Here is a 6,940-nt window from a genome sequence, read left to right on the forward strand (position 1 = left end):
CCGCTCAGCCGTCAGCCCGGCACGCCCCAAATACCCCGCGCCAAACCCGCACCAGCCACATACAACTCACCCACCACACCAACCGGAACCGGCGAAAGACCGGCATCCAGCAAAACACCGGGCATTACCCACCGGCCGGCCAATAGGCGGAGAGACCAGTCCCTCAACATCGTCCGGCGCGAACCACGCCGTCGAATACACCGTCGCCTCAGTCGGACCATAAATATTCGCCACCCTGGCACCCGGCAGTGCGGCGCGAATATCGCGCACCAAACCGCCCGGCAGCGCCTCACCCGCCAGCACCACCGCGCCCACACCCGACGAGGTCAGCCCACCCAACACCCGGGACAACGCCGAAGGAACCGCACTGACCAGACTCACACCCCGACCGGCCCCGGCATCCGCCAGCGCCAGCACATCCCGCACCACCTCCACACAGCCACCCGACACCAGCGGCCCGAACACCTCGAACACCGACACATCGAAACTCAACGACGTAGAACCCAGTACGCGCGTGAAATCACCGTCGCCGAACTCACCCACCGCCCACGACAACAGACTCACCACCGAACGGTGCTCCACCACCACACCCTTCGGCCGACCCGTCGACCCCGACGTATAAATCACATACGCCGGATCGAACGCCGAAACTCCCACTCCCAGGGCCGAAGCATCCAACCCCGCCAACTCACCCACCACATCGGCCGAGTCGACGACGATCACCTCGGCCGGTGCATCCGCGACGACCCCAGCCGTCTCCTCGTCGGTCAGGACGCACACCGCTCCCGAGTCGCGGAGCATGTAGGCGATCCGCTCCGCCGGATACGACGGATCGACCGGCAGATAAGCGCCACCCGCCTTCATCACCCCCAGCAGCGCCACCACCACCTCCACCCCACGCCCATCGCCACACCCACCACCGACTCCGCACCCACACCCCGACCCACCAACAACCGCGCCAAACGATTCGCCCGCTCATCCAGCTCCGCGTACGACACCTCGACCCCACCCGCGGCCACCGCCACCGCACCCGGAGTCCGCGCCACCTGCGCCTCGAACAACCCGGAACCGACACCCCCAACACCCGACCGCCGTGTCGTTCCACTCCACCAACACCCGACGACGCTCCGCCTCATCGAGCACATCGACGGCGCTGAGCCTCGTCTCCGGGGCCTCCGCCATCGTCGCCAGCACCCGGGTCCAGCGTCGGGCCAGCTGCCGGGCGGTCTCCGCGTCGAACAGCTCGGCGGCCACGATCAGCACGCCTCGCAGCCCGGCCGGGGCTCCTTCCGCGTCGAAGATCTCGCCCAGGTTCAGTTCGAGGTCGAACTTCGCGGCTGCCGGACCGGTCGCAGGATCCGACGCAGGGCCCTGCGCCTGCGCGGGCGCGTCCTCCGCCCGTACGCCGGCGAGGTCGATCGCGGCCTGACCGGTGTTCTCGACGGAGAGCATGACCTGGAACAGCGGATGGCGGGAGAGGGAGCGGGGCGGGGCCAGCTCCTCGACGAGCCGCTCGAACGGCACGTCCTGGTGGGCGAACGCCTCCCAGCCGGCTTCCCGTACGCGCGCCAGCGTCTCCGTGAAGGTCGGGTCGCCCGACAGGTCGGTGCGCAGGACGAGCGTGTTGACGAAGAAGCCGACGAGGTCGTCCAGCGCGACATCCGTACGGCCCGCCACAGCGGCGCCGATCGGGATGTCGGTGCCCGCGCCGAGACGCGACAGCAGCACGGCGAGCGCGCTCTGGAGCACCATGAACACGGTGGCGTCATGGGCCCGTGCCAGTTCGGCCACCTTGGCGTGGACGTCCGCGGGGATCTCCAGCGGCACACTGTGCCCCTCGTACCCGGCCACGGCGGGCCGGGGCCGGTCGAACGGCAGCGGCAGTTCGTCGGGCGCGCCTTCCAGGACGCCGCGCCAATAGGCGACCTGACGCGACACGACGCTGTCCGGGTCCTGGTCGTCGCCCAGCAGCTCCCGCTGCCACAGCGCGTAGTCCGCGTACTGGACGGGCAGCGGCTCCCACTCCGGGGCCCGGCCCGCGCACCGCGCCTCGTAGGCGACCGAGACGTCCCGGGCGAGCGGGGCCTTCGACCAGCCGTCGCCGGCGATGTGGTGCACCACGACGTGGAGCACGTGGTCCTGCGGCCCGGTCGCGAAGAGCCAGGCCCGGATCGGTATCTCGTTCTCCAGGTCGAACGCGTACGAGGACGCCTCGGCGATCCGGTTCGCGAGGTCGGCGGGGGCCACGTCGGTGGTGGAGAGCCGCCAGTCCAGGCCGTCCAGGGAAAGGATCCGCTGGTACGGCTGGCCGTCGTCGTCCACCGGGAAGACCGTGCGCAGCACCTCGTGCCGTCCGAGCACGTCGCGCAGGGCGGCTCCCAGGGCCTGCCGGTCCACCGGGCCGGTCAGCCGCACCGGCATCGAGATGTTGTACGTCGCGCTCGGCCCCTCCAGCTGCCAGAGGAACCACAGCCGGCGCTGTGCGAATGACAACGGAATCATCAGGACTCCTCCTGCTTGCGCATCGGCCGCAGCGCCGGCCTAGCTGACTTTTGTGTTCCGATCTTCTGGGCGAGTTCGGCCACGGTCGGCGCTCCCAGGAGCACCCGCAGCGGCAGTTCCACGCCCAGCTGCGCACGAACGAGGCTGATGAGCCTGACCGCGAGCAGCGAATGTCCGCCCAGTTCGAAGAAGTCGTCGTCGACGCCGACGCTCTCCCGTCCGAGGACCTGCGCGAAGATCCCGCACAGCAGCTCCTCCTGCGCGGTGGCCGGGGCCCGGCCGCTCCCCGCCGACGCCGCCTGCTCGGGCGCGGGCAGCGCCTTGCGGTCGACCTTGCCGTTGGGGGTGAGGGGCAGCGCGTCGAGGACCACGAGGGCGGACGGCACCATGTGTTCCGGGAGGCGCTGGGCCGCGTAGGCACGGACCGCTTCGGACAGGGCGTCCGAGGCCGTGCGGGCTGCTTCGCCGCTGACGCCGCCGGCTGCCCCTTCGTCGTCGGGCGGGGACGAGGTAGGCGACGAGCCGCCGATCTCCCGGCACGTCCTCCCGTACAACCACCGCGGCCTGCCCCACCAACGGATGCGACACCACCACCGCCTGCACCTCACCAGGCTCGATACGGAAACCCCGAATCTTCACCTGATCATCCACACGCCCCACGAACACCAACTCACCCTCACCCGACCACCGCACCCGGTCCCCGGTCCGATACATCCGCCCACCACCACCCCCGAACGGACACGCCACGAACCGCTCAGCCGTCAGCCCCGCACGCCCCACATACCCCCGCGCCACCTGAGCACCAGCGATGTACAACTCACCCGCCACCCCCACCGGCACGGGTTCCAAAGTCTCGTCCAGGACGTAGAGGCGGGTGTTGGCCACAGGCCGGCCGATCGGCACCACATCCCCGACCTCGTCCCGGCCCGCACCTCGAACACACAACAACCCACAACCGTCTCCGTCGGCCCGTACTCATTGACGACCACCGACCCAGGAGCCCGCTCCAGCCACCCCGCACATCAGCACCCGCCAAAGCCTCACCACCCACAACCAACCGGCCCGCGGCACCCGCCAGCCCATCCCCCGCCACCAACTCACCCAACAACGGCAGATGCGCCGGCACCACCTTCACCACATCGAACCCACCACCGGCCCCAACAACCCCGCCAGCCCCTCCGCACCACCCTCGGCGCTGACCGTCACCGCGCAACCCGACACCAACGGCACCAACACACTCGTCACCGTCAGATCGAAAGCAAGAGAGGAGTGCAGCGGCGCACCACCACGCCCGGCGTCATACGCCTCCGCCGCCCACACCACATAATTCGCCAGCCCACTGTGAGTGACCGCCACACCCTTCGGCCGCCCCGTCGACCCCGACGTATAAATCACATACGCCACACCCTCGCCATGAAGCACGGCGCCCGGCGCCGACGCCTCCACCGCCCCAGCTGCGCCACCGTCAGCGCATCGTCCAGGGCCACCATCCGCACCCGGCCCGCGGGCAGTTCGTCGAGGATCTCCTCACTGGTCAGCAGCAACACCGCACCACTGTCGGCCAGCATGAAAGCGATCCGCTCCCCCGGATACTCCGGATCCACCGGCAGATAACCCGCCCCCGCCTTCCACACCGCCAAGACCGCCGTGAGCATCTCCACACCACGCGGCAGACACAGACCCACCAGCGACTCCGCACCCACCCCCTGCCCCACCAAATACCGCGCCAGCCGATTCGCCCGAGCATCCAACTCCCCATACGACACCCCCACATCACCACAAACCACCGCCACCGCATCCGGCGACCGCACCACCCGCGCCTCGAACAACCCCAACACCGAACCCGACGGCAACCCCACCGCCGTGTCGTTCCACTCCTCCACCACCCGACGCCGCTCCACCCCACCCAACACATCCACCGCACGCAACGGCAGGTCAGGGTCGTCCGCGAGCTGCGTCAGGACGCGGACGAAGCGCTCCGCGATCCGCTCGGCCGTCCCGGCCTCGAAGAGGTCCGCGGCCGCGATCAGCGCGCCCCGCAGACCTGCGGGGCGACCGTCGCCGTCGAACGCCTCCCCCACGCTCATGTCCAGGTCGAACTTCGCCGCCCGCTCTCCCGTCGGCACGCCTCCGGCCGCCCGTGCGCCGGGCAGGTCGACGGCCGCCTCGGCGTTGTTCTGAACGGTCAGCATCACCTGGAAGAGGGGGTGCCGGGCCAGGGAACGGGCCGGGGACAGTTCCTCCACGAGCCGCTCGAAGGGCACGTCCTGGTGGGCGAGCGCGGACAGACCGGTCTCCCGGACCTGTGCCAGCAGCTGCCGGAAGGTCGGGTCGCCGGACAGGTCCGTCCGCATCACGACGGTGTTCACGAAGAAGCCGACCAGGTCGTCCAGCGCTTCGTCGGTACGGCCGGCCACCGCGGCGCCGATCGGGATGTCGGTCCCGGCACCGAGCCGGGACAGCAGCATCGCCAGCGCCGCCTGGACCACCATGAACGCGGTCGCGCCCTCCGCCTCGGCGACCGCCGCGAGCCGGGCGTGCACCTCGGCCGGCACGTCGAAGGGCACGCTGTGGCCGCGGTGCCCCATGGCGGCCGGGCGAGCCCGGTCGTACGGCAGCTCCAGCTCCTCCGGGATCCCGGTCAGGGCCTGGCGCCAGTAGCCGACCTGCCGGGAGAACACGCTGTCCGGGTTCTCCGCGTCGCCGAGCAGCTCCCGCTGCCACAGCGTGTAGTCCGCGTACTGCACGGGCAGCGGCTCCCACTCGGGGGCCCGCCCCGCGCACCGCGCCGCGTAGGCGAGGGAGATGTCCCGCGCCAGGGGCCGCATCGACCAGCCGTCGCCGGCGATGTGGTGGACGACCACGGACAGCACGTGCTCGTCGGGCCCGGCGGCGAACAGCCACGCCCGGATCGGCGCCTCCGTCGCGAGGTCGAAGACGTACCGCGCCGTACCGGCGACGGCGTCGGTCACCTCCTCCCAGGTGGCCGTGGCGGGCAGCTCCACCACGTCCAGGTCCCAGGCCAGGTCGTCGAGGGCGAGGATGCTCTGGTGCGGCTCGCCGTCCACCACGGGGAAGACCGTCCGCAGCACCTCGTGCCGCCCGATCACGTCCCGTAGGGCGTCGGCGAGGGCCGTGCGGTCGACGTCCCGGACAGGCGCAGCGCGACCGGAATGTTGTAGGTCGCACTGGGGCCCTCGAGCTGCTCGATGAACCACAGCCGGCGCTGTGCGAACGACAACGGAAGCATCAGGACTCCTCCTGCTTGCGCATCGGCCGCAGTGCCGGCCTAGCTGTCTTCTGATCTCCGACCTTGCTTGCGAGCTGTGCGACGGTGCGCGCCTCGAACAGGGCGCGGATCTCCACGTCCACGCCGAGCAGCGTGCGGATCCGGCTGATCAGCCGCACCGCGAGGAGCGAGTGGCCGCCGAGTGTGAAGAAGTCGTCGTCCACGCCGACGCTCTCCCGCCCCAGCACCTCGGCGAAGGCGCGCACAGCAGTTCCTCACGGGCGTTGGCCGGCCCGCGCCCCGTGCTCACGGGGACTTCCGGCACGGGCAGTGCCGTGCGGTCGATCTTGCCGTTGACGGTCAGGGGCAGCTCGTCCAGGACGACGACGGCGGACGGCACCATGTGCGCCGGCAACCGGCCGCTCAGGGAGGCCGGCACCTCGCCGGGCAGATCCTGTTCGGCCGCGACTTCGGCCGGTACGACGTACGCCACGAGCCGGATGTCGCCGGGCGTGTCCTCCCTGGCTACGACCGCGGCCCGGGCGACACCCGGGTGCGTGAGGACGGCGGCCTGCACCTCGCCGGGCTCGATGCGGAAGCCGCGGATCTTGACCTGTTCGTCGGCGCGGCCCACGAAGACGAGTTGGCCCTCGGGCGTCCACCGCACCCGGTCCCCGGTCCGGTACATCCGCTCACCGGACCCGGTCCCGTACGGGCAGGCCACGAACCGCTCAGCGGTCAGACCGCGGCGTCCCACATACCCCCGCGCCACCTGGGCCCCGGCGATGTACAGCTCACCGGCCACGCCCACGGGCACGGGCTCAAGGGCGGCGTCCAGGACGTACAGACGGGTGTTGGCGACCGGCGCGCCGAACGGCACGACACCCTCGCCGGACCCGTCGACCTCACCGGCGGCCACCATGACCGTGGCCTCAGTCGGGCCGTAGGTGTTGACCAGCCGCCGGCCCTCGGACCACGCCCCGGCCAGCTCACGCCCGATGGGCTCGGCACCAACCAGCAGCGTCTCGACACCGTCCAAGTCACCGGGCTCCAACACGCCCAGCAGGGAAGGCACCACACTCGCCGCCCGTACGCCGGCCGACTCCACCAGCGCACGCAGCCGCTCGGGCTCCGCCCGCTCCCCACCCCGGCCACGACCAGCGACCCACCCCGACCCAGCGTCACCGCGAGGTCCAGCACGGACGCGTC

7 protein-coding genes and 3 pseudogenes are annotated in these 6,940 nt (G+C 70.9%); all 10 read right to left on the reverse strand.

Annotation, left to right across the window (positions count from 1 at the left end; genetic code table 11):
• Window positions 1-66: 66 nt before the first annotated feature.
• Window positions 67-1,046: pseudogene (locus ABEB09_RS06890) on the reverse strand (AMP-binding protein).
• Entirely contained in the window at window positions 976-2,502 is a 1,527-nt protein-coding gene (locus ABEB09_RS06900) for a condensation domain-containing protein (protein ID WP_345688125.1), read from the reverse strand. Before ABEB09_RS06900 ends, ABEB09_RS06890 begins: the two are co-directional and overlap by 71 nt.
• A complete protein-coding gene (locus ABEB09_RS06905) occupies window positions 2,502-3,056 on the reverse strand; it encodes a phosphopantetheine-binding protein (protein WP_345688127.1) in 555 nt (184 codons plus the stop codon). Before ABEB09_RS06905 ends, ABEB09_RS06900 begins: the two co-directional genes overlap by 1 nt.
• A 286-nt stretch (window positions 3,057-3,342) precedes the next feature.
• Window positions 3,343-3,408 (reverse strand): annotated as a pseudogene (locus ABEB09_RS34920) (hypothetical protein); the annotation flags it as partial.
• A gap of 225 nt (window positions 3,409-3,633) precedes the next feature.
• Complete coding sequence (locus ABEB09_RS06910) at window positions 3,634-3,906, reverse strand: AMP-binding protein (RefSeq protein WP_345688129.1); 273 nt, start codon at window positions 3,904-3,906, stop codon at window positions 3,634-3,636.
• Entirely contained in the window at window positions 3,894-5,612 is a 1,719-nt protein-coding gene (locus ABEB09_RS06915) for a condensation domain-containing protein (protein ID WP_345688131.1), read from the reverse strand. Before ABEB09_RS06915 ends, ABEB09_RS06910 begins: the two co-directional genes overlap by 13 nt.
• A complete protein-coding gene (locus tag ABEB09_RS06920; protein WP_345688133.1) occupies window positions 5,609-5,752 on the reverse strand; it encodes a hypothetical protein in 144 nt (47 codons plus the stop codon). The genes ABEB09_RS06915 and ABEB09_RS06920 overlap by 4 nt, the downstream gene beginning before the upstream one ends.
• Window positions 5,752-5,955, reverse strand: a complete 204-nt coding sequence (locus tag ABEB09_RS06925) for a phosphopantetheine-binding protein (protein WP_345688135.1) — start codon at window positions 5,953-5,955, stop codon at window positions 5,752-5,754. Before ABEB09_RS06925 ends, ABEB09_RS06920 begins: the two co-directional genes overlap by 1 nt.
• Window positions 5,901-6,488, reverse strand: coding sequence for an AMP-binding enzyme (locus tag ABEB09_RS06930; protein ID WP_345688137.1), 588 nt, complete (start codon window positions 6,486-6,488; stop codon window positions 5,901-5,903). The genes ABEB09_RS06925 and ABEB09_RS06930 overlap by 55 nt, the downstream gene beginning before the upstream one ends.
• A 60-nt stretch (window positions 6,489-6,548) precedes the next feature.
• A pseudogene (locus ABEB09_RS34925) lies at window positions 6,549-6,839 on the reverse strand (AMP-binding protein); the annotation flags it as partial.
• Window positions 6,840-6,940 lie beyond the last annotated feature (101 nt).

It is taken from the genome of Streptomyces coeruleoprunus, assembly GCF_039542925.1.
In the GTDB taxonomy this organism is placed as follows: domain Bacteria; phylum Actinomycetota; class Actinomycetes; order Streptomycetales; family Streptomycetaceae; genus Streptomyces; species Streptomyces coeruleoprunus.

Coding starts and splice junctions, on each gene's coding strand:
- ABEB09_RS06900 (WP_345688125.1), bottom strand. CDS start 2,502: ATGATTCCGTTGTCATTCGCACAGCGCCGGCTGTGGTTCCTCTGGCAG.
- ABEB09_RS06920 (WP_345688133.1), bottom strand. CDS start 5,752: ATGCTTCCGTTGTCGTTCGCACAGCGCCGGCTGTGGTTCATCGAGCAG.